The organism is Actinoplanes nipponensis (assembly GCF_016862275.1).
Classification (GTDB): Bacteria; Actinomycetota; Actinomycetes; order Mycobacteriales; family Micromonosporaceae; genus Actinoplanes; species Actinoplanes nipponensis.
This window is the reverse complement of record NZ_BOMQ01000074.1, coordinates 114543-139091: the sequence shown is the minus strand read 5'-3', so window position 1 is coordinate 139091 and position 24549 is coordinate 114543. Positions and strand designations below refer to the sequence as shown.

At 72.3% G+C, this 24549-nt stretch carries 29 protein-coding genes, 5 tRNA genes and 1 pseudogene; 23 read left to right on the top strand and 12 right to left on the bottom strand.

What is annotated here, in order from left to right:
- Positions 1–100 precede the first annotated feature (100 nt).
- Genes Ani05nite_RS31665 through Ani05nite_RS41500 form a run of 3 tightly spaced genes read left to right on the top strand, consistent with a single transcriptional unit; the run spans position 101 to position 2935 of the window.
- Positions 101–445: an ArsR/SmtB family transcription factor gene (locus Ani05nite_RS31665; RefSeq protein ID WP_203774467.1), complete on the top strand. Its 345-nt coding sequence runs from the start codon at positions 101–103 to the stop codon at positions 443–445.
- Positions 442–903: an SRPBCC family protein gene (locus tag Ani05nite_RS31660; protein ID WP_203774466.1), complete on the top strand. Its 462-nt coding sequence runs from the start codon at positions 442–444 to the stop codon at positions 901–903. The genes Ani05nite_RS31665 and Ani05nite_RS31660 overlap by 4 nt, the downstream gene beginning before the upstream one ends.
- Before the next feature lie 37 nt (positions 904–940).
- The gene (locus tag Ani05nite_RS41500) at positions 941–2935 is read left to right on the top strand and encodes a Gfo/Idh/MocA family protein (RefSeq protein ID WP_239130827.1); all 1995 of its coding nucleotides are present in this window, start codon (positions 941–943) and stop codon (positions 2933–2935) included.
- An 18-nt stretch (positions 2936–2953) separates the two neighbouring features.
- Here the strand turns inward: Ani05nite_RS41500 and Ani05nite_RS31645 are convergent, their stop codons facing one another.
- From Ani05nite_RS31645 to Ani05nite_RS31635, 3 genes are all read right to left on the bottom strand, one after another.
- Positions 2954–3724 (bottom strand): hypothetical protein, encoded by a 771-nt coding sequence (locus Ani05nite_RS31645; RefSeq protein ID WP_203774464.1) that lies wholly within the window; start codon positions 3722–3724, stop codon positions 2954–2956.
- A gap of 74 nt (positions 3725–3798) precedes the next feature.
- Positions 3799–4101 carry a hypothetical protein gene (locus Ani05nite_RS31640; protein ID WP_203774463.1) on the bottom strand — a complete coding sequence of 101 codons (303 nt, stop codon included), beginning with the start codon at positions 4099–4101 and terminating at the stop codon, positions 3799–3801.
- Positions 4102–4203: 102 nt separating this feature from the next.
- Complete coding sequence (locus Ani05nite_RS31635; protein WP_203774462.1) at positions 4204–4866, bottom strand: DUF305 domain-containing protein; 663 nt, start codon at positions 4864–4866, stop codon at positions 4204–4206.
- Positions 4867–4997: 131 nt separating this feature from the next.
- Between Ani05nite_RS31635 and Ani05nite_RS31630 the strand changes: the two genes are divergently transcribed.
- On the top strand, positions 4998–6440 hold the full coding sequence (locus tag Ani05nite_RS31630) for an LVIVD repeat-containing protein (protein WP_203774461.1): 1443 nt from the start codon (positions 4998–5000) through the stop codon (positions 6438–6440).
- Positions 6441–6509: 69 nt separating this feature from the next.
- Positions 6510–7094 carry a class I SAM-dependent methyltransferase gene (locus Ani05nite_RS31625; protein WP_239130825.1) on the top strand — a complete coding sequence of 195 codons (585 nt, stop codon included), beginning with the start codon at positions 6510–6512 and terminating at the stop codon, positions 7092–7094.
- Here Ani05nite_RS31625 and Ani05nite_RS31620 read toward each other — a convergent pair.
- Positions 7081–7947, bottom strand: a complete 867-nt coding sequence (locus tag Ani05nite_RS31620) for a LysR family transcriptional regulator (RefSeq protein WP_203774459.1) — start codon at positions 7945–7947, stop codon at positions 7081–7083. The genes Ani05nite_RS31625 and Ani05nite_RS31620 overlap by 14 nt on opposite strands.
- A 79-nt stretch (positions 7948–8026) precedes the next feature.
- On the opposite strand from Ani05nite_RS31620, the gene Ani05nite_RS31615 reads away from it, so the two are divergent.
- Positions 8027–8986 carry an aldo/keto reductase gene (locus Ani05nite_RS31615; RefSeq protein WP_239130823.1) on the top strand — a complete coding sequence of 320 codons (960 nt, stop codon included), beginning with the start codon at positions 8027–8029 and terminating at the stop codon, positions 8984–8986.
- Positions 8987–9030: 44 nt separating this feature from the next.
- Here Ani05nite_RS31615 and Ani05nite_RS31610 read toward each other — a convergent pair whose 3' ends face one another.
- Together Ani05nite_RS31610 and Ani05nite_RS31605 are read right to left on the bottom strand one after the other, a co-directional pair.
- Positions 9031–9312, bottom strand: coding sequence for a DUF3618 domain-containing protein (locus Ani05nite_RS31610; protein ID WP_203774457.1), 282 nt, complete (start codon positions 9310–9312; stop codon positions 9031–9033).
- On the bottom strand, positions 9312–9737 hold the full coding sequence (locus tag Ani05nite_RS31605; protein ID WP_203774455.1) for a phage holin family protein: 426 nt from the start codon (positions 9735–9737) through the stop codon (positions 9312–9314). Before Ani05nite_RS31605 ends, Ani05nite_RS31610 begins: the two co-directional genes overlap by 1 nt.
- 154 nt (positions 9738–9891) lie before the next feature.
- Here Ani05nite_RS31605 and Ani05nite_RS31600 point away from each other — a divergent pair, with 154 nt between their 5' ends.
- The 4 genes from Ani05nite_RS31600 to Ani05nite_RS31585 all read left to right on the top strand — a co-directional run bounded on the left by Ani05nite_RS31600 (position 9892) and on the right by Ani05nite_RS31585 (position 11930).
- Positions 9892–10569 (top strand): hypothetical protein, encoded by a 678-nt coding sequence (locus tag Ani05nite_RS31600; RefSeq protein WP_203774454.1) that lies wholly within the window; start codon positions 9892–9894, stop codon positions 10567–10569.
- The gene (locus Ani05nite_RS31595; RefSeq protein WP_203774453.1) at positions 10566–10910 is read left to right on the top strand and encodes a winged helix-turn-helix domain-containing protein; all 345 of its coding nucleotides are present in this window, start codon (positions 10566–10568) and stop codon (positions 10908–10910) included. Before Ani05nite_RS31600 ends, Ani05nite_RS31595 begins: the two co-directional genes overlap by 4 nt.
- A gap of 70 nt (positions 10911–10980) precedes the next feature.
- Positions 10981–11484, top strand: a complete 504-nt coding sequence (msrA, locus tag Ani05nite_RS31590) for a peptide-methionine (S)-S-oxide reductase MsrA (protein WP_203774452.1) — start codon at positions 10981–10983, stop codon at positions 11482–11484.
- A 95-nt stretch (positions 11485–11579) separates the two neighbouring features.
- Positions 11580–11930, top strand: coding sequence for a hypothetical protein (locus Ani05nite_RS31585; protein WP_203774451.1), 351 nt, complete (start codon positions 11580–11582; stop codon positions 11928–11930).
- Between the two features lie 14 nt (positions 11931–11944).
- Here the strand turns inward: Ani05nite_RS31585 and Ani05nite_RS31580 are convergent, their stop codons facing one another.
- A complete protein-coding gene (locus Ani05nite_RS31580; RefSeq protein WP_203774450.1) occupies positions 11945–12088 on the bottom strand; it encodes a hypothetical protein in 144 nt (47 codons plus the stop codon).
- Between the two features lie 86 nt (positions 12089–12174).
- Here Ani05nite_RS31580 and Ani05nite_RS31575 point away from each other — a divergent pair, with 86 nt between their 5' ends.
- The 3 genes from Ani05nite_RS31575 (at position 12175) to Ani05nite_RS31565 (ending at position 14678) form a co-directional block, all read left to right on the top strand.
- Positions 12175–12351 carry a DUF1059 domain-containing protein gene (locus tag Ani05nite_RS31575; RefSeq protein ID WP_203774449.1) on the top strand — a complete coding sequence of 59 codons (177 nt, stop codon included), beginning with the start codon at positions 12175–12177 and terminating at the stop codon, positions 12349–12351.
- A 10-nt stretch (positions 12352–12361) separates the two neighbouring features.
- Complete coding sequence (locus tag Ani05nite_RS31570) at positions 12362–13906, top strand: dienelactone hydrolase family protein (protein WP_203774447.1); 1545 nt, start codon at positions 12362–12364, stop codon at positions 13904–13906.
- A 103-nt stretch (positions 13907–14009) separates the two neighbouring features.
- Positions 14010–14678 carry a hypothetical protein gene (locus tag Ani05nite_RS31565; protein ID WP_203774445.1) on the top strand — a complete coding sequence of 223 codons (669 nt, stop codon included), beginning with the start codon at positions 14010–14012 and terminating at the stop codon, positions 14676–14678.
- Between the two features lie 197 nt (positions 14679–14875).
- Here Ani05nite_RS31565 and Ani05nite_RS31560 read toward each other — a convergent pair whose 3' ends face one another.
- Positions 14876–15103, bottom strand: coding sequence for a hypothetical protein (locus Ani05nite_RS31560; RefSeq protein ID WP_203774443.1), 228 nt, complete (start codon positions 15101–15103; stop codon positions 14876–14878).
- A gap of 630 nt (positions 15104–15733) precedes the next feature.
- Here Ani05nite_RS31560 and Ani05nite_RS31555 point away from each other — a divergent pair.
- From Ani05nite_RS31555 to Ani05nite_RS31535, 5 genes are all read left to right on the top strand, one after another.
- Positions 15734–15805: transfer RNA gene (locus Ani05nite_RS31555), tRNA-Trp, on the top strand.
- A 57-nt stretch (positions 15806–15862) separates the two neighbouring features.
- Positions 15863–15935: transfer RNA gene (locus Ani05nite_RS31550), tRNA-Leu, on the top strand.
- A gap of 40 nt (positions 15936–15975) precedes the next feature.
- Positions 15976–16062: transfer RNA gene (locus tag Ani05nite_RS31545), tRNA-Ser, on the top strand.
- A gap of 6 nt (positions 16063–16068) precedes the next feature.
- Positions 16069–16142 (top strand) — tRNA-Ile (locus Ani05nite_RS31540).
- A gap of 38 nt (positions 16143–16180) precedes the next feature.
- A tRNA-Asn gene (locus tag Ani05nite_RS31535) sits at positions 16181–16253 on the top strand.
- Between the two features lie 79 nt (positions 16254–16332).
- Here the strand turns inward: Ani05nite_RS31535 and Ani05nite_RS31530 are convergent.
- Together Ani05nite_RS31530 and Ani05nite_RS31525 are read right to left on the bottom strand one after the other, a co-directional pair.
- Positions 16333–17082 (bottom strand): hypothetical protein, encoded by a 750-nt coding sequence (locus tag Ani05nite_RS31530; protein ID WP_203774441.1) that lies wholly within the window; start codon positions 17080–17082, stop codon positions 16333–16335.
- Between the two features lie 11 nt (positions 17083–17093).
- Entirely contained in the window at positions 17094–17606 is a 513-nt protein-coding gene (locus Ani05nite_RS31525; RefSeq protein ID WP_203774440.1) for a SigE family RNA polymerase sigma factor, read from the bottom strand.
- A 114-nt stretch (positions 17607–17720) separates the two neighbouring features.
- Between Ani05nite_RS31525 and Ani05nite_RS41495 the strand changes: the two are divergent.
- The 3 genes and pseudogenes from Ani05nite_RS41495 to Ani05nite_RS31515 form a co-directional block, all read left to right on the top strand.
- Positions 17721–17908 (top strand): annotated as a pseudogene (locus Ani05nite_RS41495) (sulfotransferase domain-containing protein); the annotation flags it as partial.
- Between the two features lie 194 nt (positions 17909–18102).
- Entirely contained in the window at positions 18103–18636 is a 534-nt protein-coding gene (locus tag Ani05nite_RS31520) for a DUF3887 domain-containing protein (protein ID WP_203774439.1), read from the top strand.
- A 26-nt stretch (positions 18637–18662) separates the two neighbouring features.
- Positions 18663–19946, top strand: coding sequence for a serine hydrolase (locus Ani05nite_RS31515; RefSeq protein WP_203774438.1), 1284 nt, complete (start codon positions 18663–18665; stop codon positions 19944–19946).
- Here Ani05nite_RS31515 and Ani05nite_RS31510 read toward each other — a convergent pair.
- Positions 19943–20770, bottom strand: a complete 828-nt coding sequence (locus Ani05nite_RS31510; RefSeq protein ID WP_203774437.1) for a hypothetical protein — start codon at positions 20768–20770, stop codon at positions 19943–19945. The genes Ani05nite_RS31515 and Ani05nite_RS31510 overlap by 4 nt on opposite strands.
- A gap of 205 nt (positions 20771–20975) precedes the next feature.
- Between Ani05nite_RS31510 and Ani05nite_RS42450 the strand changes: the two genes are divergently transcribed.
- Both Ani05nite_RS42450 and Ani05nite_RS31500 read left to right on the top strand, forming a co-directional pair.
- Positions 20976–21767 carry a nucleotide pyrophosphohydrolase gene (locus Ani05nite_RS42450; RefSeq protein WP_377881819.1) on the top strand — a complete coding sequence of 264 codons (792 nt, stop codon included), beginning with the start codon at positions 20976–20978 and terminating at the stop codon, positions 21765–21767.
- 119 nt (positions 21768–21886) lie between these two features.
- Positions 21887–23785 (top strand): DUF2075 domain-containing protein, encoded by a 1899-nt coding sequence (locus Ani05nite_RS31500; RefSeq protein ID WP_203774436.1) that lies wholly within the window; start codon positions 21887–21889, stop codon positions 23783–23785.
- A 7-nt stretch (positions 23786–23792) separates the two neighbouring features.
- Here the strand turns inward: Ani05nite_RS31500 and Ani05nite_RS31495 are convergent, their stop codons facing one another.
- The gene (locus Ani05nite_RS31495; protein ID WP_203774435.1) at positions 23793–24290 is read right to left on the bottom strand and encodes a hypothetical protein; all 498 of its coding nucleotides are present in this window, start codon (positions 24288–24290) and stop codon (positions 23793–23795) included.
- Between the last annotated feature and the right edge of the window lie 259 nt (positions 24291–24549).

Genomic DNA, 24549 nt, shown 5'->3' with positions numbered 1-24549 from the left:
AGGTTCGCGCCGACGCATGCGCGGGTGGTGCCCGTCCCGGCCCGGGTTGAACGGCATCGGCATGTTGAACTAGTTGGTTCAGTGTCGTAAGGTGAACCGCATGGTTCAGCAAGAGGTCCTCGACCGGGTCTTCGCGTCGCTCGCGGACCCCCAGCGCCGGCGCATCCTGGTGCGGCTCGGCGAGGGGCCGGCGACGATCGGCGAGCTGGCGGAGCCGGTCGGGATGACCCTGACCGGCATGAAGAAGCACGTCCAGGTGCTCGAGGCCGCCGGCCTCATCGTCACGGAGAAGGTCGGGCGGTCGCGGCAGTGCCGCCTGGGCCCGGCCCCCCTGGACGACGCCATGGCCTGGATCGGCTTCTACCAGCGGCTGTGGGCCCGCAAGCTCGACGGCCTCGACGCCTACTTCACCCTCCGCAACGGCACGGAAGGAACATCATCGTGACTCTCGACATGCGTATGACGCGGCGGCTCCCGGCGACACCGGCCGAGGTCTTCGACGCCTACACGGACGCGGAAAAGCAGAAGATCTGGTTCAGCATCCTCGACGAGCAACCGGGCATCGTCGAGATCGAGGTGGACCTGCGGGTCGGCGGGCAGCAGACCGCCGTGTGGGGACCGGACCGCGACAGCCTGTTCCGGGAGACCCAGACGTTCCTGGAGATCGACCGCCCCCACCGGCTGGTCACCGAGTCCACCGGCGGCGGTCCGGACGGCGCGACGATGACCACCCGCGTCGAGGTCACCTTCGAGGCGGTCGACGACGGCACGCTGATGACCGTCGTGCACAGCGGTTTCCCGGCGCCCGAGGTCCGCGACTTCTTCGTCAACGAGGTGTGGGTGGGCGCCCTGGACCGGATCGAGGCGTACCTGGTCCGCGGGACGGAGCCGGCGCAGGCGTAGGCCCGCGCCGGGGTGGGCGTCTGCCTAGGATCGCGGGATGCCCACCCTCGTCGCGCTCCGGCGCTATCCCCTGAAGAGTGCCCTCGGCGAATCGCTCGACGCCGCCGAGGTGGACCACAGCGGCCTGGCCGGTGACCGGATCTGGGCCTGTGTGGACACCGGCGACGGCACGGTGGGCAGCGCTAAGCATCCCCGCCGCTGGGGTCGGCTCCTCGAGGTCCGCGCCGCGCTGGCCGGTGACGAACTGACGGTGCACGTCGGGGGAGCGGCCCGGCGGGCGGGCAGCCCGGCGGCGGACGACGCCCTGAGCGGTCACCTCGGCCGCCCGGTGCGGCTCACCCGGAGCGCGCCGGCCGAGCCCCGCCTGCACCGGGTCGTGCCCGACGAGGCCGGCATGATCCCGGAGTGGATGGCCGGCAGCCGGCCCGGCGACGAGACCATGAGCGCGGTCGACGGGGTGGCCCGGCTGGGCCGGTTCGCCGACTTCGGCGCCCTGCACGTGGTGACCACCGGCGAGCTGGCCCGGCTGGGCGAACGGCTGGGCGGGTCCGCGGCCGCCGCGGCCCGGTTCCGCCCCAACCTGATCCTCGACCTGCCGCGCGACCCGGAACCGGGCACGGAGCTGCGCCTGGGCGACGTGGTGCTGCGGGTGGCGCTGCCCACCCCGCGCTGCGTCGTCCCGGCCTGGGCCACGGCGACCAGCCGGCCGACCGGGCCGTGCTCGGCGCGCTCGCCCGCCACTACCGCATCCAGGTTCCCGGCCTGGGCCGGGCCGCGTGTTTCGGCACCTACGCCGACGTCGTACGGCCCGGCCGGCTGCGGGTCGGTCAGCGGCTGGGCTGAACCGCGGCCCCCGCTGGGGCAGACTGGGCCGATGAGTCGAGAGGCGCTCGGGGTGGCCGTCGCCGGGTTCGGCTGGATGGGCCGCGTGCACACCCAGTCGTACCTGCGCGTGCTGCACCACTTCCCGCAGCTCACGGTCCGGCCCGAGCTGGTGGCGGTCGCCGACGAGGTGCCCGGTCGCGCCGCGGAGGCCGCCGAGCGGTACGGCTTCGCCACCGCCACCCTCGACTGGCGGGAGCTGGCCGCCGACCCGCGGGTCCGGGTGGTGAGCATCGCGGCGCCCAACTTCCTGCACCGCGAGCTGGGGGTGGCCCTGGCCCGGGCCGGCAAGCACATCTGGATCGAGAAGCCGGTCGGTCTCGACGCCGCCGACGCGCACGCGGTGGCCGGTGCCGTCCATGCGGCCGGCGTGCAGGGCACGGTCGGCTTCAACTACCGCCACGCCCCGGCGGTGGCCGCCGCCCGCGACCTGATCGCTCGCGGTGAGCTGGGTACGGTCACCCACGCCCGGTTCCGGCTCCTCAGTGACTACGCCGCGCATCCGCAGGGGGCGCTGTCCTGGCGCTTCGAGCGGGCCCGGGGCGGGCACGGCGTGCTCGGCGACCTGGCCTCGCACGGCGTCGACCTGGTCCGGCACCTGCTCGGCGACATCGACGCCTTGGTCGCCGACACCGCGACCTTCGTGCCCCGGCGGCCCCGCCCGGCCGGTGCGACCGCCGGGCACACCCGCGCCGAGGGCGGCGAGCCGGGCCCGGTGGAGAACGAGGACTACGTCGCCGCCCAGCTGCGGCTCGCCTCGGGGGCCCGGGTCGTGCTGGAGGCGAGCCGGGTCGCCGTGGGCCAGCAGAACAACTACGGCTTCGAGGTGCAGGGCATGCGGGGCGCGCTGGCGTGGGACTTCCGCCGGATGGGCGAGCTGAGCCTCAGCGTGGGCGACGGATATCAGGATCTACCGGCCCGGACCGTCTACGTCGGACCCGGCGACGGCGAGTACGCCGCGTTCCAACCGGGCGCCGGCATCGCGATGGGCTACGACGACCTCAAGGTGATCGAGGCGTACCACGTGCTGCGCTCGGTGGCCGAGGGCCGGCCGTACGGGGCGACGGTGGACGACGCCGTGCACAGCGCGCTGGCGCTGGACGCGATGACCCGCTCGGTGGCCACCGGCGCCTGGACGAGCCTGCGTTAGCGCCGAACGGTGGTGGGCTCAGGCGGCGGCGGCGACCCGGCGGGCGCCGCGGGCCGGGCGGGAGCTCTGCGGCAGGACCGCCCGGGCCGCCTCGGCCAGGGCCTCCGCGCTGGCCACCTCCTGGCGCAGGCTGCGCACGGCGGCGGTGGCGATGTCGGAGGCCTGCCACGCGGCCTGCTCCGCATCGATCGCGTCCTGGTATGCGCTGAACCGGTGCGCCACGGCGGCCCGGGCCAGCACCAGCTCCTGCTCGACGGGGTGCAGGGCCGGGTCCCAGCCGTTGCGGTGGGTCAGCGCGTCCAGCAGCTGGGTGTCGGAGAGGTCGCCGCGGCGGTAGGCGGCCTGCGCGGAGCGGCGCAGCGCCTGGGCGCGGTCGGCGTGCTCCTGCTCGGTGAGCGGCGCGTCGGGGACGCCGTACGCGGCGGCGCGCCGGGCCCGGGCGAGCGTGGCGTCCGCCCGCTGGTAGGCCTGCCACGCGTCCTCGACGGCGGCCTGCGCCCGCTGGCACTCCTCCCGGCGGCGCTCGGCGGTGTTGGCCGCGCCCCGGGCGGCGACGGTGATCTCGTCGGCGTACCGGATCGCTTCGGCCGCCTCCCGGTGGCGGCGCTCCGCCTCGGCGCGCCGCTGCGCCGCGCCGGCGGCGAGCCAGGCGGTGATCTGCCGCGGGCGGTGCACGCCGCGGGGCAGCGCCAGCGCGAAGAAGGCGATGACGGCCAGCAGGATCAGCGCGAGCCAGATGGCGGCCACCCGGCCGCTGTTGCCGACGAGAAGTGCCACAGCAAAGTCCATGATCTATCCCTTTGTCCACCGCGAGAGGTCGGTAATCGAGCACCCCCGTGGTCGCCGGGGGCGTGACGAGACGGTCAGGCGGTGGCGGGCGGACCCCGCGGCGCGGTGGCCGCGGTGCTGATCTGGTCGGTCAGGACGGTGGCGGCGGGCCGGACGGGCCGGGCCGGCGCCGGGGCGGCGACCGTCGGCTCGGCGTCGGTCTCCTCGACGACCAGGGGCGGAACGGCCGCGGCGGCCGGGGCGGCGGCCGCGGCGGCGGTGACGGGAGCCGGCAGGGGGTCGCCGGCCGGACCGGCTGCCGTGGGCGCGCCGAGCAGCGCGGCCAGGAAGAGAGACACGACGAGCGGCAGCCGCGTACGGCGAAGCACACCCCTCATATCCACACCGGACAACCTATCGGTCCGCCCGGGTCGCACGCATCTCCACGGCTCGATCAGGTGACCGAGGCAACTCTTCCCGGATTTCACCCTGGACAACGCTCAGAGCTGCTGCATCCGCCGGATCTCGCTGCCCTGCTCGACCGCCATCTCGTTGGCCGTCTCGCGCAGCAGCTGATCGCTGCCGCCCTGCAACACGTCGCCGGCCATCTGGATCGCGCCGCGGTGGTGCGCGGTCATCATCGTCACGAAGCGGCGGTCGAACTCGGCGCCCCGGGCCGCGGCGAGCGCCGTCAGGTCCGCCGGGGTCTGCATGCCGGGCATGGTGCTGTGGTCGTGGCCCGGGTCGGTCTCGGCCAGCTTGCGCTCCCGCAGCCACCGTTGCAGCCAGGTGATCTCCGGCCCCTGGGCGGCGCTGATCCGGGCGGCCAGCGCGCGCAGGCCGGTGCCGCCCGCGCGTTCCGGGGCGAGCTGGGCCATCTCGACGGCCTGGCGGTGGTGCGCGATCATCATCTGCACGAAGGCGACATCGATGGCGTTGTACGTCGAGCCGTCGGGTGCGCGTACCCGGTCGGAGTCGCTCACCCGGGCGGACTCGCCCGGCCGGCCCGGCTGCACGACCCGGACCGGCGGCGCCGAGCTCGCGGCCGGGCGCGGCGCGGCCGCCGATCGGTCGTCGCCGCCGCGGGCCGCCAGCGCCGCGCCACCGGCCGCGAGCACCGCCACCACCGCACTGACCAGCGTCAATGTCCTTGACCGAGTCATCGGATCCTCTCGTGCGGATAACAATGTCCCCCGCGTGCCGTCCCCGGCCACTACTGTAGCGACGAAGGTGAATGCGCACCGACCGTGACAACATCCTGCCCCTCGGTGCGCCAGCAGCCGGAAGGAGCTTCATGAAGCACTCTGCCTCACGAGGGCGGCAGCTCAAGCGCCTAGCCTGCCTCAGCACGGCGACGGTCCTCATCGGACTGTTGACGGCGCCGGCCAGCGGCGTGGCTCAGGCCCCCGCCCTGGACCCGGGCACCCCGCCCGGGGTGGACGAGGTCGCCAGCACGCCGAACCTCAACCAGGTGGCCTATCTGCCGAAGACGGGGCCGTTCGCCAACTCGGTCAACACCGACTGGGCATTCCAGGGCGATTACGCCTACGGCGGCAACTACAACGGGTTCACGGTCTACGACATCAAGGACCCGGAGGAGCCGGCGGTCGCCGCCCAGGTGCTCTGCCCCGGTTCCCAGAACGACGTGTCGGTCCGCGGCAACCTGCTGTTCCTGGGCACCGACTCGCAGCGGACCAATGACTCCTGCGACAACGTCGCCTCCACCACCGCCGCTCCCGGCGAGCGCTGGGAGGGCATCAAGATCTTCGACATCAGCGACCCGCTGACGCCGAAGTACCTCAAGTCGGTCAAGACGGACTGCGGTTCGCACACCCAGACGCTGATCCCGGGCAAGGCCGGCGACGACTCGATCTACCTGTACGTGTCGTCGTACAACCTGGCCGCGGCGGACCTGCCGAACTGCGCGCTGCCGCACGACAAGATCTCGGTCGTGCGGGTGCCGGTGCAGAACCCGACCGCGGCCGCCGTGGTGTCCACCCCCGTGCTGTTCCCCGACGGCGGGTACCCGGGCGGCACCGGGGGCCAGTCCCCGACGACCGGTTGCCACGACATCACCGCGTACCCGGAGAAGGACATCGCCGCCGGCGCCTGCATGGGTGACGGCGTGCTGTTCGACATCTCCGTGCGCAGCGCCCCGAAGGTGATCACCAGTGTCCGGGACACCGAGAACTTCGCCTTCTGGCACTCGGCCACCTTCAACAACAGCGCCACCAAGGTCGTCTTCACCGACGAGCTCGGCGGCGGCGGCGCGGCCACCTGCAACCCGGAGATCGGCCCGAACCGCGGCGCGGACGCGATCTACGACATCGTGGGCAAGGGCAAGAACCGCAAGCTCGAGTTCCGCAGCTACTTCAAGATCCCGCGGACCAACACCGAGAACGAGAACTGCGTGGCCCACAACGGCTCGCTGATCCCGGTGCCGGGCCGCGACATCATGGTGCAGGCGTGGTACCAGGGCGGCGTCTCGGTCTGGGACTTCACCAACTCGCGCAAGCCCAAGGAGATCGCCTACTGGGAGCGCGGGCCGCTCTCGGCCGACTCCTTCGTGCTGGGCGGCTCGTGGTCGGCGTACTGGTACAACGGCTACATCTACTCCAACGACATCGTCAAGGGCATGGATGTGCTCAAGCTGAAGGACCCGCGGACCAACCCGGCCCGGCGGTTCCTGACCGACGAGTTCAACGCGCAGAGCCAGGACAACTTCCGCAACTGGTGAGCCCCGGACGAGTGTGGGCCCGGTCTCTTCCCGAGACCGGGCCCGTTCCGTCTGGCAGGGTGCCATGACGTGGACAACCTCTGGCACCAGAAGATCGCGGCGAACCCCGGCCACTCGCAGTGGTACATCGAGCGGTTCCGGAAGCTGGCCCGCGAGGGCGCCGACCTGGGCGGTGAGGCCCGGCTGATCGATGCGACGGTGCCGCGCGGCGCCCGGATCCTCGACGCGGGCTGCGGGACCGGGCGGGTGGGCGGCCTGCTCGCCGCGGCCGGCCACCACGTGACGGGCGTGGACCTCGACCCCGAGCTGATCGCGGCGGCCGAGCAGGACCATCCGGGCGGCGACTGGCGCGTCGGCGACCTGGCCGAGCTGGAGCTGCCGGACCGCTTCGACGTGATCGTCTGCGCGGGCAACGTGATGACCTTCGTCGCCCCGGGCACCCGCCGGGAGATCCTCACCCGGATGCGGGCGCACCTGGGCGAGGGCGGCCGGGCGGTGATCGGCTTCGGGGCCGACCGCGGCTACCCCTTCGACGACTTCCTGGCCGACGCGGCAGCCGCCGGGCTGGCGCCCGACGTGCTGCTGTCGACCTGGGACGTGCGCCCGTTCGGTCCCGGCGCGGACTTCCTGGTCGCGCTGCTCAGGCCCGCCTGATCAGCTCCTGGCGGCAGGCCCGGGCCGCGGCGCTCAACCGCCGGTCGCGGTGCCGGATCAGGCCGATGGGCGGGTGGGCGGGCGCCGGGTCCAGCGGTACGACCGTGACGGCCGGCCCCGGGCCCGTGGCGGCGGACCGGGCCAGCAACGCCACGGCCAGTCCCGCCGCGACCAGCTCCCGGATGCTCGCGGCGCTGTGCGTCTCGAACTGCACCCGGGGCACGAAACCGGCCTCGGCGGCGGCCCGGTCCAGGATCGCGCGCAGGCCGCTGCCGGCCGGCAGGCACACGTACGGCTCGTCCCGGGTCTCGGCCAGTTCCCGTACCGCCGCGCGGCCGGGCGGCAGGACCAGCACCACCTGCTCGTCCATCAGCTTGCGGGCGGCGAACCGGGCCGGCAGGTCGTCGTGCACCGGGCCCAGGACCAGGTCGGCCCGGCCGTCGTCGAGCAGCGCCAGCAGCTCGGCGATCAGGCCGGTGCGCAGGGTCAGCGAGACGCCCGGATAGCGGGCGTGGAAGCCGGCCAGCGCGGCGGGCAGGTCGTAGCCGCCGAGCACGGCCATCGCCCCCAGCGTCACCCGCCCGTGCAGCACCGCGGCCAGCTCGGCCAGGTCCGCGCGGGCGCCGTCGAGCTCGCCGAACACCCGGTGGGCGCGGGCCAGCAGCAGCTCCCCGGCCTGGGTCAGGGCCACCCGGCGGGTGGTCCGGGTGAACAGGGTGGCGCCCAGCTCGGCCTCCAGCGCCTTGATCTGCGCCGAGACGGCGGACTGGGCGACGTGCGGCTCCTCGGCGGCCCGGGTGAAGCCGCCGAGCCGGGCGACGGCCGCGAACGAGGTCAGCTGGCGCAGGTCCACCGATTCATCGTGCGCGCCGATGAGTGGCAGTGCAAACCGCTCTTGGACATATGAAAGGCGCCGCCGCAGGCTGGACGGCATGGAACAGCGACACCTCGGCGCCCTGCCCACGTCCGCGCTCGGGCTCGGCTGCATGGGCCTCTCCCAGGGGTACGGGCCGGCCGACGACGAGCAGTCCGTGGCCACCGTCCGCGCCGCCCTGGACCACGGGATCACCCTGATCGACACCGCGATGAGCTACGGCCGCGGGCACAACGAGCGGCTCGTCGGTCGCGCCGTCGCCGGCCGCCGCGACGAGGTGGTGCTGGCGACCAAGTTCGGCATCGTCCGCGGCGAGCAGGGGGTCACGCTGGACGGGCGCCCGGAGCACGTACGCGGCCACTGCGACGCCTCGCTGGAGCGGCTCGGCGTCGACACGATCGACCTGTTGTACCTGCACCGCGTCGACCCGGCCGTGCCAGTGGCCGAGACGGTCGGCGCGATGGCCGACCTGGTCGCGGCGGGCAAGGTACGCCACCTGGGGCTCTCCGAGGTCGACCCCGAGCAGCTCGCGCGGGCCGTGGCGGTGCACCCGATCGCGGCCGTGCAGTTCGAGTGGTCGCTGTCGTGGCGGGAGCCCGAGCACGACATCGTGCCGGCGGCGCGGCGGCTCGGGGTGGGGCTGGTGCCGTACAGCCCGCTCGGGCGCGGCCTGCTGACCGGGGCGCTGCCCGCGGCGTACGGCGACGGCGACTTCCGCCGGGACGACCCGCGCTTCGCCGGCGCGAACCTGACCGCGAACCTGGCCGCCGTGCGGGAGCTGGCCGCGGTCGCCGCCCGGTACGGCATCAGCGCCGGTCAGCTGGCCCTGGCCTGGCTGCTCGCCCAGGGGCCGGACGTCGTGCCGATCCCGGGCACCCGCAGCCCGGCCCGCGTCGCCGAGAACGCCGCGGCCGCCCACGTCCGCCTGGCGGCCGCCGACCTGGCCACGCTGGCCGCCCAGAACTGGCGGGGCGACCGGCGCTCGTTCGCCGCGCACGGCACCGCCCGGACGCGATGAGGACCCGCCCCGACTTGCGGGGCAGGTCCTCGGGCTGGTCGAGATCAGCGGTGGCTGCGGCGGATCAGCACCAGGGCAACCGTGGCGGCGGTGGCGACCGCGGCGATCACGGCCACCGGCACCGGGCGTCGTACGGTCGTCGCCACGCGGTCGCGGACCGTGCCCGCCAGCGCGGTGGTCTGACCGGCCACGCCGGCGGCCCGCGCGCGTACCCGGGCCTTCACGTCGGTCTTGGCGGCCAGCGCCGCGGCGGTCTCGCCCAGGTCCGCGCGGGTCTGCGCGATCTCCGCCCGGAGCTCGGCCGGGGTGGTGGTGTCGCTGCTCATCAGTGCCTCCCGTCCCGGACCGCGGACTTGACCGCGTCCACGTCCCGCTTGGTGCTGTCCACGGCGGCCGTCGGGGCCGGCGGCACCGCCTGCTGGACCTGCTTCTTGCCGAGCAGGGCCGCGACGCCCGCGACGGCGAACACCACGACGGTCACCACCAGGGCGGCCAGCCAGGTGGGCCAGACCAGCGCGAGCGCGGCGCCGATGGTCACCAGGAGCGCGCCCACGCCGTACATGGCCAGCACGCCGGCGCCGCCCAGCAGCCCGGCGCCGGTTCCGGCGCGCTTGCCCTTCTCCACCATCTCGGCGCGGGCGAGCGCCAGCTCGTCGCGGACGAGCGTGGAGACCTGCTCGGACATCTGACTGACGAGTTGCGCGGTCGACGCCTCCGCCGGCCATACAGTGCGCGACTGGGTATCGGTCATGATCATCTCCGTTCTCTCTCCGACGCCGACCCGGTCCGACCAGCGCGTCAGCTTGTGGAGGTACCCACGGCGGTGGCGCCTATGCCGGTGGGCGCCAACCGCACCTGAACGAGTAGGGCTAGCGCCAATCGGTTTGCTGTGGAAACCTATTGGCATGACCACAGAATCGATGCCCGCCGGCGGCGATCCCCGCCGGCTCCTGTCGGAGGTACGCGACCTGGCCCGCGGCGTCCGTCGCGACCAGCGGTTGACCTGGGCCGCGCTGCTCGTGCTGGCCGTGGTGACGCTGGTGGGGATCCCGTTCGACTGGTTCGGCATGTCGGTGCGCTGCCTGCCCGACGGCAGCTGCGAGTTCGCGCGCCGGGGCGTGCTGTTCTACTGGCCGCCGGCGTTGCTGCTGGCGTACGCGGCGATCGCCGTCTCCTACGTCCGGGCCGCCCGGGCGCGCGGGCTGGGCGCCCGGGTGCTGCCGTACGCGGTCACCGGGGCCGTGCTGACCGTCCTGTTCACCGCCGCCTGGGTGGCCGCGGCCCTGTACTTCCCGAGCCACCCGGTGCGGTTTCCGTCCTCGGTGCTGGTGTTGGACCGATTGATCGCGCCGTGGGGCATCATCGGGCTCGCGCTGCTGGTGCTGGCCCGGATCGAGCGCAACGTCGCGCTGCTGCTGTTCACCGGCGGATACCTCGCGGTGGCGCTGGCCCTGCCGACCAACGTCGGCCTATCGACCCCCTGGGGCATCCGGGCGGACTTCGCGGTTCCGCAGCTCATCTGCGGCCTGGTGCTGCTGCTGGGCGCGCTCGGCTTCGCCCGCACCCGCCGGCGGCCCCGATGACCACCGAGGCCGCCGGCCCGGACCCCGCCGGCCACCCGGCCAACGGGCTGGACGAAGTGGTGCACCAGCGGGTCCGGCTGGGCATCCTCGCCATCGTGCACGAGGCGCGCCGGGCCGAGTTCGGCTACCTGCGCACCGAGCTGGACCTGACCGCCGGAAACCTGTCCAAGCACCTGAGCGTGCTGGAGGCGGCCGGCCTGATCAAGGTCGAGAAGGGCTACGAGGGCCGCCGCGGCCGCACCTGGATCACGCTGACCCCGGCCGGCAGCGCCGCCCTGGCCGAGGAGATCAAGCGGCTGAAGCTGCTCATCGGGAAGGTCGAGACCAGCGGCCACCCGTAGGCGGGCGCGCTACCGTTCGTCGGGCAGGCCGCCGTTCTCGGGCCGGCCGACCAGAAAGAGGTGTATCGCGATGACCACAGAGAAGGCCGTCCTCGCCGGAGGCTGCTTCTGGGGGATGCAGGACCTGATCCGCAAGCGCGCGGGCGTCGTCTCCACCCGCGTCGGGTACACCGGCGGCGACGTGGCGAACGCGACCTACCGCAACCACGGCACGCACGCCGAGGCGATCGAGATCGTCTACGACCCGGCTCTGACCTCGTACCGGGAGCTGCTGGAGTTCTTCTTCCAGATCCACGACCCGACCACGCTGAACCGGCAGGGCGGCGACATCGGCCTCAGCTACCGCTCGGCGATCTTCTACACCGACGACGGGCAGAAGCAGGTCGCGCTGGACACGATCGCGGACGTCGAGGCGTCGGGGCTGTGGCCGGGCAAGGTCGTCACCGAGGTGACCGCCGCCGGCCCGTTCTGGGAGGCCGAGCCGGAGCACCAGGACTACCTGGAGCGCATCCCGAACGGCTACACCTGCCACTTCCCGCGCCCGGGCTGGAAGCTGCCGCGCCGCGCGGCCTGATCCCCCGCACGCGCGCACTCTCACGACGGGCGGGAGCCCGGCGGGCGGATAGTCTGCCTTCCGGATTCCCGCCCGTACGTTCAGAGTGGAGAGCTGTGAAGCTGAGTCTCAACAAGCGTCAGGTCGTCATCGCGGGGATCGTCATCGCGGTGGTCCTGCTGGGACTGGCGGTGGGCCGATCCGCCCGCGACGGCGGGCCGCAGAAGCTCGACGCGCCGGCGGCCCGGGCCTGTTCCGAGTTCGCCGACGGCTACGCGCGGGCCCGCACCAAGCCCGCCCGGCTGGCCCTGGCCGACCGGGTGAGCCAGGCGTCGGCCGGCACCGACAACACGATCATCGCCGACCGGGTGGCGGCGGTCGGCGACAACGCCAACGAGAGCGACGCCGACTGGAAGTCCGCCGCGGACGACCTCACCGGGGCCTGCCGGGACGCCGGCTGGAGCTGACCGGCCACGCCCGGTCAGTCGGTCGGCTCGGCCGCGCCGGCCTGCGGCTCGTCGGACTGCTCGGGGCCGACCCGGACGTCCTCGCCCTCGGGCACGGTGGGCGCGTCGGCCTGCTCCGCCCGTTCGGCCTGGTCCTCCGGTTGCTGTTCGATGCTCATGGCGGCTGTCCTCTCGCAGTGGGTTCCCCGCACCGGGTACCCGCTGCTCGCCGTTTCAGGCCGCAAGCCCCGGGTAGCCCACCGGCATGACCGTTTCGATCCGTTGCGCTGACTTCAACAACGACTGCCCCGCCCAGTTCACCGCCCCCGACCAGGACGAGTTGCTGCAGCACGTGGAGCTGCACACCAGGTCCGCGCACCAGCCGATGGAGTGGACGCCCGAGCTGGCCGAGGTGGTCAAGACCCACGTCAAGCAGGTCTGAGCGGCCACGGATGGCGGGACCGGCGCCGGCCCCGGTACCGTCGCTCGTGCTCTCCGGCCGGCAGTCGTCCCGTTTCCGCGCCCCCGTCGCCGTCGTCCTCGCCGTCCTGGCGACGGCCGCGGTAGGTCTGTGGCTGCTCGCCGGTGCGGGCAGCGAGGCGGGCCGTCACCACGTGGTCGTCGGCGGCGTCCCGCTCGACGAGGTACGCCCGCCCGCCGGGCCGCCCGGCGCCCGCCACCCCGCGGTCGTGGTGGCCCACGGCTTCGCGGGCTCGGCCCGGCTGATGGCCCAGTTCGGCGACACCCTGTCGGCGCGCGGCTACGTCGTCGTGCTGCTCGACTTCTCCGGCCACGGCGCCAACACCCATCCGCTGCCCGACGGCACGGCCAGCACGGAGTCCTCCACCGCCGCGCTGCAGCACGACCTCGACGTCGCCGTGGCGCACACGCGCGGCTTGCGGGACGTCGACCCGGCCCGCATCGCCCTGGTCGGGCACTCGATGGGCGCCTCCGCCGTGACCCGGTACGCCGCCGCGCACCCCGACATCACGACGACGGTCGCCATCTCGTTGCCCGACTCCGGGACGGTGGTCGGTGACCGTCCGGCGCGGTTGTTGCTGCTGGTGGGCGGCCTGGAGTTCCCGGACTTCCGGGCCGAGGCGCGACGGGCCGCGGACCTCGGCGGGCCGGACCGGTCGATGGTGGTGGTGCCGGGGGTCGAGCACATCTCGGTGCTGTACTCGTCCCGTACCCATCGCGAGGTCGCCGCCTGGCTGGACGCGGGCCTCGGCGGCCCGGCCACCGACCGCGCGCTGCCGTCGCCGATCCGCCGGCTCGCCGGGGCCGGGGCTCTGGTGCTGGCCCTGCTCGTGGGCCTGTACCCGCTCGCGCGGCTGCTGTTCGGCGACGCCCGGTCGGGCTGGCCGCGGTTTCCGGTCGCGCGGCTCGGCGAGACCGTCGCGGTGGCTGCCGCGGCCGCCGCGGTCGGTGCCCTGCTCGCGCCCGTGCTGCCGACCGACGACCTGCCGCTGGCGGTCGGCGGCTACGTGGTCGGCTTCACCGGCGTCGCCGGCGCGTTGATCCTCGGCTACCACCGCTGGCGCGGGACGAGCACGCCGGTCGAGCGGCCGGGACGGCTGCGGATGGCGGTCGCCACGCCCGTGCTGATCGGGTACGCGGCCACGACCATCGCCGTGCCCATGCACCTCGGGCTGACCGCCGCGATCCCGGTGGGCGCCCGCTGGTGGCTGCTCCTGCTGGTGTGGGCAGGCTTCGCCGTGCTCGCGTACGGCGCGCTGCGGCTCACCGCCGGCAACAGCATCGGCGTGCTGTGCGTCTCGGCGGTGGCCGTGATCGCGCTGACCGGGGCGGCCGTCGCCGGGCTCACCAACGGCTTCGTCCTGCTGGTGATCCCGCTGCTCGCCGTCCTGCTGCTCTGGCAGGCGGTCTGGAGCGCCGTGCTGCACCGGTTCGCGGCCCCGCCGTGGCTCATCGCGCTCGTCGGGTCACTGATCGTCGCCTGGCCGATCGCGACCGCCCTGCCGGTGATCGGGTAGCTGCCTCCAGGTTTCGTGCCACTGTGCGCGGCGACGGCCCCGCGGCCGGCCGAAGATCGACAAGCATGACGCGGGTCCGACACCCGTCGATCTGGAGGATCCCGTGCGGAGTCACCGTGCCACCGTTCTCGCCGCGGTCCTGGCCGCCGGCCTGGTGCTCACCCAGCAGGCCTGCAACCCGGTCGAGCGGCAGTCCGGCGAGCCGGTCGCCTTCACGACGCCGACGCCCCGGAACACACCGTCGGGCGGCACCCCGTCCGCGGGCGGGGCCGCCTCGGGTGGGACCGCCTCGTCCGGCGCCGGCCGCAAGTCGGCGGCGGGCCGGACGGCGGACCCGATCCTCGCGGGCCGGCGGCAGGTGGTGATCCGCCCGGTGCGGAGCGCGGAGTCGATCGTCGTGGTCGGCGAGCGCGGCCGGCTCACGCTCACCGACGGCGAGGCCGGACGGGGCCTGTTCCTGCTCCTCCCGGCCGGGGACAAGCACCAGATCAGGACGGCCCGGGCCGGCGGCGGACCCGCCTGCCTGAGCGTCCGGAGCAACAGCAGCGGCCCGCTCACCGTCGAGGCGGCGGCCTGCGACTCCGGCCGGGCCGGCCAGCTGTTCACCATCACGCGGCAGCCGGAGCGGACGGCGGACGGGAACCCGACGTACGCGATCAGCAACCGCGGCGCGTTCCTGCAGGTGTCGGCCGGCGGCGGCCTGATCGCCGAGGAACTGGGCGACGCGCCACTGAGGACGACGTACGAGTTCGTCGACAACGGCGCCGCCTGATCACCGAAACGCCGGCCGGCCGCATTCGGCGGCGGGCGGCCGGGTCGCCGCACGGAACGGCTACCGACGCCGCGGGCGCGAAATGCCGTGACGGCCGAGCGGCCGCACCCGTTGTCAGACCAGCGTGGTGGAGATCATGTCGAGGACCCAGGCACCCACCGCGGCAACGGCGGTGAGCTGGTCGTGATGGAGGCTGGTCAGCTGGACCGGCCGACGCCACACGGCACCCGGTGATCGGGCTCGTCCGGGCGCGGAACAGTCGGCGGTCCGGCGGTGGCGAGAAACGCGGAGGAAGCGCCGACCGCCGGCGGCAGCATGGTGGCGATCAGGTTGCTCACCTGCGCTGACGTGCGGGCGTTGGTCAGTTGAGAGGGGATCGCGGCGAGGTTGTCGTCGGCGCCGGACGCCCCTGAAGACGCCGTCATTCACCACGCCGAGCACGCCGCCGTCAGCACCGACCGCGGCGATGGCCTGGGCCAGCAGAATCTCCGGCGCATCCCGTTGTCCTATGTTCTCGGGTCGGCGTCGCGCCCAGGCTGATCGCCCGCCCGACCGGGGAGTCACCCGCCCGAGCGAGCCTGCCGTCCAGACCGTGCTGCACGAGCGCACCGACGGCGGCACGACCTACCGGCCGTCCATGTGCGTCGTGCTCATCCAGGGCGCCGCACCGCCGCCCGGGCCGAATCCTTATTAATCGCTGGCCGCCGGGCGACGACTCGCACAGAATGAGTGCTGACGCCGCGGCCCGCGGAATGCGGACCGGAAAAGCGTTGACGAATACGGTGGGGTCGGCCATCCTGGAAGTCGGCCACCGCGCCGAGCCGCCGAGGGGAGTTGACCGTCATGTCGCCGCAGAATAGTTGCGCGATCGCCCAGCCGTGGGCGACGTGGCTGGGCCGCGCCCGGCTCGCCGACACGGCCGAGCTACCTCTGCGACGTCGCGAGAGCCTTCGTGACCAGGAGCGGTGGAGCGGGTAGCGCAGCACGACCTGCGTTTACGCCGCCCGTCCGCACGCTGGGGACCGGGCGGTTTTCTCATTTTCCGGAATGGTCATACGGGCGTAGCTCAACGGTAGAGCGCCGGTCTCCAAAACCGAAGGCTGTGGGTTCGAATCCTGCCGCCCGTGCTTTTCTCGTGCAATTTTTCCTGGTCCTCGACAGCAATTCCGGCGCAGCCGGTTCATGCCCGGGTAGCCCAACGGCAGAGGCGTCCGATTCAGGGTCGGAAGGTTGGGGGTTCGAATCCCCCTCCGGGTACGCGTGAGCGTGGCCGACGGTGTTCCGTCGGCCACGCCTGGGAGGGTTGGCCGAGTGGTAAGGCTGCGGCTTGCTAAGCCGTCGACGGGGCTGAAGTCCCGCGCAGGTTCGATCCCTGCACTCTCCGCGTCATCTCGCTGTAGCTCAGTCGGTCGGAGCGTCGCCCTGATAAGGCGAAGGTCGGTGGTTCGAGTCCACCCGGCGAGACGCAGGTTCCCATGGCGTAGCGGGACAGCGCGCGACGATCCGGCGTCGCCCAATCGGCAGGGCAGCGGACTGTTAATCCGTACGGTGGTGGTTCGAGTCCACCCGCCGGAGCGAGGGGGCCGGGCGGCCCGGTCTTCACGACCGGGCCGCCCGGGGGTTCACCGACATCCACTGTGGATTTCGGGGGCGGTCAGCCGCGGCCCTGGACGGCGTCCTTGTGCACGTGCACCCCGGCGCCGATCTCGAGCATGTCCCGCTCGCTCAGCCCGAGCCCCTCCCAGAACTGCACCAGCAGGTAGACGCCGCTGGGCTGCTTGACCCACAGGGTCGCGCCGTCGTCGGCGTCGCTCTCCACGAGGAACGGCGCCGCGGACGGGCCGCCCTTGGCGATCGCCGCGCGCTTGGCCTCCTCCCTCAGCCGCAGCGTGGTGGGGTCGGTGACCTCCTGCTCCGGAACGAGGACGCCGGGGACGTCGCCCACCGTGACCTTCTTGCCCGCCCCGGGGCCGCTCTGGTCCCGGGACTGCAGCATGATGCCGATCTTGCCGACGAAGCTGTTGGGGTCCTTGTCGAGGGCATTCTTCGGGGCCAGGATCAGCGCGTTCGGGTCGTCGGCCTGGATCTCCCAGCCGTCCGGCACCTTGTCGATGGTGTAGCCCTTGGGCTGGCTGCCGGTGTAGGCGACGAGCCGGGTGGCGGCGGCGCTCACCGGGCCGGGGGTCCGTACCGCGGCGGGGGTGGTCGCGGCGGGGGTGCCGTTGGTGGCGATCGTGAAGCCGACCGCGAGGGCGGCTACGGCGAACGCGGACCCCGCGATCTTCTGCACGGTGCGGCGGCGGCGCAGGGCGCGGCGCCCGCGGTCGAGGTCGGCGTTGATGTCATCCATGGTCGGGGTTACCTCCGGGCCCGCGAGGGTGTCGAACTGCCGGTGCAGGTCCATGTCGTTCCTTCTCAGCGAAAGGCCGGTACGGCCGGCCGGATTTCCAGGGCGGTGCGCAGGCGGTCCAGCGCGCGGGAGGTCTGGCTCTTCACCGTGCCTTCCGAGCAACCGAGGGCTTCGGCGGTCTCGGTCACGGTGAGCTCGTGGAAGTAGCGGAAGACGACGGCCGCGCGCATGCGTGGCGGCAGTTCCCGCAGCGCGGTACGCAGGCCGTCGGCCATGGGCTCGGCGTGCTGGTCGGTGCGGGGCAGCTCCGGCAGCTCCGCCGTGGGGCGTTCCCGGCGCCGCCACAGCCGCCGGCGTTCGTCGCTCAGGGCGTTGACCAGGGCACGCCTGGTGTACGCCGCGGGATTGTCGGCGCGCTGGAACGACGGCCACGCCACGTACAGCTTGGTCAGAGTGGCCTGCACCAGGTCCTCGGCCAGGTGGCGGTCGCCTGCGGTCAGCAGCGTGGCCGTGCGGACCAGGCCGGCGCGCTGGGCCAGCACGAATTCGTGGAACTGCTTGTCTCGATCGCCTCTCACACCTGCACTGACGGATGCGTCGACGGTCAGGTTGCACGGCGTCCGTCCGGCCACAACTTCGATGACCGTCTTGTCATGGGCGGACGGTGGGGCAGGGGCGAGGTGATGTCCGACGAGGACCTGACCGGTGCGCGGCAGCACGCGGAGGTGGCCCGGCTGATGCGGCACTGCGGAATCGCCATTCCCCCGTCGGGCTGGAGTAATTGCTCTCCCGGTACAGCTTCTCCCGGATGCGCAGCGACCAGGAGGGCGCGAAGGCGGTGTCGCATTACCGCAAGGGCAAGGCCGGGGACTGGCCGAATCAAGACGGGTGCGCTGAGAATCGTGCCGCATTACGTGCGGTGCGGGCCGGCACGATTTAGTATTGCGTGCTGTGGACTGCGAATACTGCGGAAAAGCCCTCCCCGCCCGCCAAGGACCGGGTCGTAAGCAGCGCTTCTGCGATGCCACCTGCCGCAGCGCGGCCCGGCGGCAACGCCAATCCGTCAATGACTACTTGACATCTCCGGTGCTCGGCGGGACGCTCGGGGAGGTACGGGCCGTGCACCGGCAGGTGCTCGAGGCCCAGGAGTCCCTGCGCGCCGCGGTCGATCGCGCCCGCGCCGAGGGCCACACGTGGCAGGAGATCGGAGAGGTCTTGGGCACCACCCGGCAGGCGGCGTTCCAGCGCTTCGGCCGGCCCGTCGATCCACGCACGGGCGAGGCCATGGCGGCGGCGACGCTGCCCGGGGCGGGGGAGCGGGCCCTGGACGTGCTCACCCACCTGGCGGCGGCCAGGTTCGATCGCGTGCGCGCCGACTTCGACGACGTGCTGCTGCGGGAGCTCGACACCGAGGCGCTCGCGTCGGTGTGGGCGGTGGTCGTCGGCAGCGTGGGAGCGTTCGAGCGGTTCGGTGCCCCGGTGGTGCACGCCGCCGGGGACCTCACGGTGGTGGACGTCCTGATGCACTTCGAGGCCGGCCAGGCCGCGGCCCAGGTCAGTTTCCGCGCCGAGGGGACGGTGGCCGGATTGTTCCTCCGGCCCGCCTGACCTCGGCCGCACCTCGGGGGGTTCCCATGTTCCGCAGGTTCGCCGCGGTCGCCGCGGCACTGATGCTGGTGGTCGGCTTCCCGGCCGCGCCGGCCCGGGCCGCCACGCCGGCCGACACCCAGTTCGCCTGGCTGGTCGACGCGTCGGCGCGGCTACCCGTGCCGGCCGCCGAACTGGCCCAGCACCTCGACCAGGAAATGCTCACAGCGATCGGCGGCGCCGACGGCTTCAACGACGCCCTCCGGCCGCTCGCCCCGTTCACGCCGGGAGCGGTCGTCTCGTCGTCGCCGACGCAGCTGCGACGACTCGTGTCGGGCCCCGCCGGCCCGCTGCTGGCCACCCTCACCGTCGACCGGGCCGGACTGCTGGCGGGACTGTTCTTCAGCCCGTACCTGCCGGCCCCCACGACGTGGAACGAGATCGACGGCTCGCTGCGTACCCTCGCACCCAGGGTGTCGTTCGCCGCCATGCGGATCTCGCCGGCCGGCTGCCGGCTGGTGCACGGCCGCGAGGCGGACGCCGCGCGGCCGCTCGGCTCGGCCTTCAAGCTGTACGTGCTCGGCGCGGTCGCCGAGGCCGTCGGGTCGGGCCGGCTGTCGTGGACGGACCGGGTGCCGCTGAAGGCAGCCTGGAAGTCACTGCCGTCGGGCGTGCTCCAGAACGAGCCGGACGGCACCGTGCACACCCTGGCCGAGTACGCCGACTACATGATCTCGATCAGCGACAACACGGCCACCGACCACCTGATCCACACGGTCGGCCGGGACGCAGTGCAGCGGCAGTTCACCCGCTTCGGCAACACGGCGGCCAACGCGCCGGTGCTGACCACCCGGGAGTTCTTCGCCCTCAAGGGCTGGCGCTACCCGGCGGCCGCGGCGGCGTACGTGGCGCTGCCGCCGGCCCTGCGGGCCCGGACGCTGCCGGCACTCGACCGGGTGCCGCTCACCGCGATCACCCCCTGGCAAACCCCGCGGATGATCGACAAGGTGGAGTGGTTCGGCTCGCCGGTGGACATGTGCCAGGCGTACGCCGGCCTGTGGGCGCGCCACGACCCGGCGGTGAACACGGCGCTGACCATGACCGACGCGGGCCTCGGGCTGCCGTCCGCGGAGTTCCCCACGGTGTGGTTCAAGGGCGGCGCCGAGCCCGGCGTGCTGACGTTCAACTACCTGGCCCGTACGGCCGACGGCGCGCTGCTGACGGCGAGCCTGATGCTGTCCGACCCGGTCCGGCCACTGCCCGAAGCAACCGTCGCGCCCCAGGTCACCGCCCTGCTCCGCGGCGCGCTGCAGCTCGCCGCGGCGGACTAGCGGCCGCGCCGCCCCGGGAAACGCTTGCCGATCGGCCGGCGGTGGGCGGTACGCGGTTCCCCCGCGGCCTGATAGCCGCGGGCGTCCTCGGCCACTGTCTCGTCCGGGTCGCTCTCGAGCGCCCGCCGGATGTGCTGCGGCGTGACGGCCGAGGTGGCCAGGGAACGGCGTACCTCCACCGACCGGTCGTGCACGAGGGCCTGAAGATCCGCCTCGTCGAGCTCCAGCGCCCGCACCAGCGCGGCCCGCACGTCCGGGGAGGAATCCCCGGCCAGGGCGTGGCGGTGTTCGGCGGTGGTCCGCTGGTTGATCGCCAGACCCTTGCGGACCCGGACCGTGCGGTCCGCCAGCAGGGCCGTGATGACGTCCAGGTCCTCGGTATGGGCGGCCAGACGCTCGCGAACCTCGGGGGAGACGTCACGGATCAGCACGGCCGCGAGGTCCGGCTCGAGATCCGGCATCTCGGCCAGCAGCCCGCGGAGCTCCTTGTCCTGGGCCTTGACCATCTGCTGACGGATGCGGGTGTCGACGGCCGGATTGGCCGCCACCGCCCAGCGCACCCAGCGGTCCGCGTCGCCCACCAGGCGCAGCAGGTTGGCCTGCGAACTGGACGGATTCCTGGCCACGGCCTCCCGGACCGTGCGGTCCCGGTCGCGGGTCAGGGGACGCAGGGCCTCGGCCGGGGCCTCGGGGCGGGCGGCGACGGCCGCGCGGACCTCGGGGGAGGGGTCGGAGCAGAGCTCGTAGAGAGTCGCGGGGGTGGTGGCGGGGTCTTGGGCGAGGGAGACCCGCGCTTCCAGGGTGGTGGTGCGCTGATTTCCCATCCCGGAAGTGTCTCACGGTCCGTAGGGGCGACTCGAAACGAGACGCCTCTCCCGGGCGAACGCGGCGCAACCAGATATGGCCCGGCTCATCGTCGAGGCAGTGCACCGCATCTCGAGTCGCCCGGCACCCGCATAGCTCTGGTAGATCCTGGACCGCTGCCCAGAACTAAGATCTGCCGTCGAACTGGTCCGCTCGTTCGCGGACATGATGACTCGTCTGTACGGCAAGCCGCTCGGCGCGTGGATTACCGCAGCCGAGCAGGCAACGTGCCCGGCAGCGTCGTTCGTCGAGGAGGCCGAACTCGTTGGCCATGCGCCATCAGCTTGCGTTGACCTTCGCAGGCATGTGGGGGTTGTGGATGTGGGCGGCCTCGCCGGCTTCGGAGTCGAAGCGTCCGTGCTCGGTGTCGCAGGATGCGTTTTACGGTTCGGCGGCAGCGCAGCACGGACCTCGGTCGTGATCCGTTCGGTGAAGACCAGACCGGCGAGGGCAAGGTCGGCGGCGCCGGCCGCATCAGTCCGAGACGCCGGGACGACAGCCGGTGCTGACAGTGCCGGCGTTTGCCTCGCCGCGTCAGGGCCACCGTGCGAGCATCACTCGCACCGCCTCGTCATGGATGGGAAGCCCATGTCTTCAATCGCCGAGCTCACCGAACGCGTACGGGCCTTCGCGGAGGAACGCGACTGGGAACGGTTCCACACGCCCAAGAATCTGGCCATGGCATTGGCCGGGGAGGTCGGGGAACTGCTCGCCGAGTTGCAGTGGCTCACCCCGGAACAGTCGGCCGCCGTCATGCGGGACGAGGAACTGGGGCCGCGCGTCCGCGCTGAGATCGGGGACGTGACCATTTACCTGACTCGGCTGGCCGATGTGCTGGGCATCGACCTGGTGCAAGCCGCGCTCGACAAGCTCGAGGATTCCGGCCGGCGCTACACGGTCGAATCGGCCCGCGGTTCGGCGTCCAAGATCAGCGGCGATTACGCGCCCGGCTCGTAGCCCCCGGCTGACGGTGTCGCTACAGTCTGCGGTGTCCGTATGCGGTCCGACAGGCTTCCGGCACCTGGATATGCCTCCCATCCGCACGATCAATTCGTGCTGCTCGGGGGCAACTCTTCATGTCGGCGTTCCGCGTGTCCGCGGCCGGTCTTCTCCGCCTCGCCACGGAAGGCAGTTTGGCCGATCGCGTCGCCGAGCAGGTGTGGATGGGCGGGCCCGGCGTGAGCCCGGCCGAACGCCGAGCGTGGTCCCGGAGCCTGCCCGTTCTCGCCCAGGATCTCGTCGACGCGGGCCTGGATGACGTCGAGGTTCTGGTCGAATACCAGCTGCCCCTGACCAGCCGGCGGATCGACGCGGTGCTCGCCGGCGTTCATCCGGGAACGGGCGAGGACTCGTTCGTCGTCATCGAGCTCAAGCAGTGGTCGTTCGCCACCCGCTACGAGGATTCCGACACCCTCGTCGACGTCGAGCACGCCGCCGGTCCGCGATTGCACCCCGGCATTCAGGTGGGGGACTACTGCCAGTACCTCATCGACTTTCTCGGCCTGCTCGCCGATCACGGCAACACCGTCCGCGGAGCCGCGTACCTGCACAATGCGGCCGACCGGTACATCGCCGAACTGCTCGACCGCCCGGCCACCGAGCAGAGCCGGATCTTCACCGGACAACGCCGCGGCGACTTCCTCGCCTATCTGCGAAGCGCGCTCGACGGGGGAAAGCCGGGTGCGCCGGCCGCGGACCGATTCCTGAAAAGCACGGTACGCCCGAGCCGGCACCTGCTCACCTATGCGGCCCGCGAACTGAAGGAACGCTCGCACTTCACCTTGCTGGACGAGCAGCGGGTGGCGTACGAATTGGTGTTGCACGCGGTGGAACGCGCCCGCGCGGCCGACCACAAAAGTGTCGTGGTGGTGTCCGGCGGTCCCGGGAGTGGCAAGAGCGTCATCGCGCTGAGCCTGCTCGGCGAGCTGGCCCGGCAGGGCCGATCGGCGCTGCACGCCACCGGCTCGAAGTCGTTCACCCAGACCCTGCGCCGGTACGCGGGCCAGGGCTCCACCCGCCTGAAGAACATGTTCCTGTATTTCAACAGCTTCATGACCGCCGACCGGAACGGCATCGACGTGCTCATCTGCGACGAGGCGCACCGGATCCGGGAGACGTCGGTCAACCGCTTCACCCGTTCCGCCCAGCGTCAGGGCGCCCGCCCGCAACTCGAGGAACTGCTGGCCGCGGCGCGGGTGCCGGTGTTTCTGCTCGACGAGCACCAGGTGGTCAAGCCGGGGGAACTCGGCAACGTCGACATCATCACCGCGTACGCGAAGAGGTTGAATCTCGTGGTCGACGTGGTGTCCTTGCACGACCAGTTCCGCTGCGGCGGTAGCGAATCCTATGAGCGCTGGGTGCTGAATCTTCTCGGCCTCGGAGAGTCAAAGCCGACGATGTGGGTGGGCGACGGCCGTTTCGACCTGCGGGTCGCTCAGACACCCGAGGAAATGCAGGCCTTCCTGGCCGAGAAACAACGCGCCGGCGAGACCGCGCGCATGACCGCCGGCTACTGCTGGCCGTGGAGCGACCCGCGGCCCGATGGCACCCTGGTCGACGACGTCCGACTCGGTAACTGGTGGAATGTGAAGAGCGACCGCAGCGTGGGCGATGCGCCGGGCAGCCCCTTCTGGGCCACCGACCCGAACGGTTTCGGCCAGGTGGGATGCGTGTACACCGCGCAAGGCTTCGAGTACGAGTGGTCGGGCGTCATCATCGGCCCGGACCTCATTGCCCGGGACAGCCGGCTGGTCACCGATCGGGACGAGTTCAAGGACCCGGCCTTCCGCAGCCGCAAGACCGTCAGCGACGCCGAAGCCGACCGTCTCATCCGCAACACCTACAAGGTACTGATGACCCGCGGCATGCGGGGGACCGTTCTGTACGCCGTGGATCCCGGAACTCGCGCTTTCTTGACGGATCTCGTGCACGTCCGTCGTGGTCTCGAAACCGTCTATGAACCGGTTGGTGACTGAGCCCGTACTACCAGGGATTGTCCACCGGCAGGCCCGCCATGATGCCGAGGAGCGTGGACTCGGCGACATCTCCGCCTTCGGAATCCGCGGGAACCTGGTGGGTCACTCGCTCCGCCGAGTTGGCGCTGACCCACGCCTTCTGCTCCAGGGAACTCGCGTCCTCGGCCCGCTGTCCGACGGCGAGAACCTCGCCGATTCCCCGGTCGGCCATGCTCACGCACTCACGGATGACACGGTCCTCGAGTGCCAAGCCAAGCTTGGCCCGCAAGTCCAAGGTCAGGCGCTCCGTTCTCGGCTTCAGCAGAGCCTGGAGAATAGGTGCGCCGCCGGCCGCGGGAAGCTGTGTGCCCTCGGCATGGAACCGGAAACGGTTGACCAGGTCCACGCCGACAGCCCAGTCGTCGAAAGTGGCCGAACTGCCCATCGTGGCCACGTCCCACTTCCGTTTGAGGTCGCAGGCTCGGAGCATGAAGCGCAGACCGCTGGTGAATTCCTGGTCCGGCATGCCGGAGCGACGCCGCGCGTAAACGACGACGAGATCGGTGAGCCGGACGACGAGCTTGACCGTTCGACCGCGGACGACAGCCGTCTGCTTGAAGTCCTTCGAGTCCTCGTCACCGGCGGAATGATCCGGGCTTGGGCGACGTGAGCCATCGGAACATCAGCCATCCATCGAAGATGATCTAAACGTGATGGTTTGATTACTGTCAGTTGTGACGGATCGAGGACTCCGGTACGGGCCTCATCTCCGGAACTTCCGGGTC

What these genes read in the sequence shown, in the direction of transcription:
- Ani05nite_RS31500 (WP_203774436.1), top strand. Translation starts at nt 21,887, where the DNA reads ATGTCGGCGTTCCGCGTGTCCGCGGCCGGTCTTCTCCGCCTCGCCACG.
- Ani05nite_RS31560 (WP_203774443.1), bottom strand. Translation starts at nt 15,103, where the DNA reads ATGACGGCGTCTTCAGGGGCGTCCGGCGCCGACGACAACCTCGCCGCG.
- Ani05nite_RS31645 (WP_203774464.1), bottom strand. Translation starts at nt 3,724, where the DNA reads ATGGACTTTGCTGTGGCACTTCTCGTCGGCAACAGCGGCCGGGTGGCC.
- Ani05nite_RS31510 (WP_203774437.1), bottom strand. Translation starts at nt 20,770, where the DNA reads ATGGGAAATCAGCGCACCACCACCCTGGAAGCGCGGGTCTCCCTCGCC.
- Ani05nite_RS31665 (WP_203774467.1), top strand. Translation starts at nt 101, where the DNA reads ATGGTTCAGCAAGAGGTCCTCGACCGGGTCTTCGCGTCGCTCGCGGAC.
- Ani05nite_RS31570 (WP_203774447.1), top strand. Translation starts at nt 12,362, where the DNA reads ATGGCGGGACCGGCGCCGGCCCCGGTACCGTCGCTCGTGCTCTCCGGC.
- Ani05nite_RS42450 (WP_377881819.1), top strand. Translation starts at nt 20,976, where the DNA reads ATGATGACTCGTCTGTACGGCAAGCCGCTCGGCGCGTGGATTACCGCA.
- msrA (WP_203774452.1), top strand. Translation starts at nt 10,981, where the DNA reads ATGACCACAGAGAAGGCCGTCCTCGCCGGAGGCTGCTTCTGGGGGATG.
- Ani05nite_RS31575 (WP_203774449.1), top strand. Translation starts at nt 12,175, where the DNA reads ATGACCGTTTCGATCCGTTGCGCTGACTTCAACAACGACTGCCCCGCC.
- Ani05nite_RS31595 (WP_203774453.1), top strand. Translation starts at nt 10,566, where the DNA reads ATGACCACCGAGGCCGCCGGCCCGGACCCCGCCGGCCACCCGGCCAAC.
- Ani05nite_RS31530 (WP_203774441.1), bottom strand. Translation starts at nt 17,082, where the DNA reads ATGGACCTGCACCGGCAGTTCGACACCCTCGCGGGCCCGGAGGTAACC.
- Ani05nite_RS31605 (WP_203774455.1), bottom strand. Translation starts at nt 9,737, where the DNA reads ATGACCGATACCCAGTCGCGCACTGTATGGCCGGCGGAGGCGTCGACC.
- Ani05nite_RS31615 (WP_239130823.1), top strand. Translation starts at nt 8,027, where the DNA reads ATGGAACAGCGACACCTCGGCGCCCTGCCCACGTCCGCGCTCGGGCTC.
- Ani05nite_RS31495 (WP_203774435.1), bottom strand. Translation starts at nt 24,290, where the DNA reads ATGCCGGACCAGGAATTCACCAGCGGTCTGCGCTTCATGCTCCGAGCC.
- Ani05nite_RS31580 (WP_203774450.1), bottom strand. Translation starts at nt 12,088, where the DNA reads ATGAGCATCGAACAGCAACCGGAGGACCAGGCCGAACGGGCGGAGCAG.
- Ani05nite_RS31640 (WP_203774463.1), bottom strand. Translation starts at nt 4,101, where the DNA reads ATGAGGGGTGTGCTTCGCCGTACGCGGCTGCCGCTCGTCGTGTCTCTC.
- Ani05nite_RS31600 (WP_203774454.1), top strand. Translation starts at nt 9,892, where the DNA reads ATGACCACAGAATCGATGCCCGCCGGCGGCGATCCCCGCCGGCTCCTG.
- Ani05nite_RS31515 (WP_203774438.1), top strand. Translation starts at nt 18,663, where the DNA reads ATGTTCCGCAGGTTCGCCGCGGTCGCCGCGGCACTGATGCTGGTGGTC.
- Ani05nite_RS31630 (WP_203774461.1), top strand. Translation starts at nt 4,998, where the DNA reads ATGAAGCACTCTGCCTCACGAGGGCGGCAGCTCAAGCGCCTAGCCTGC.
- Ani05nite_RS31610 (WP_203774457.1), bottom strand. Translation starts at nt 9,312, where the DNA reads ATGAGCAGCGACACCACCACCCCGGCCGAGCTCCGGGCGGAGATCGCG.
- Ani05nite_RS41500 (WP_239130827.1), top strand. Translation starts at nt 941, where the DNA reads ATGCCCACCCTCGTCGCGCTCCGGCGCTATCCCCTGAAGAGTGCCCTC.
- Ani05nite_RS31635 (WP_203774462.1), bottom strand. Translation starts at nt 4,866, where the DNA reads ATGACTCGGTCAAGGACATTGACGCTGGTCAGTGCGGTGGTGGCGGTG.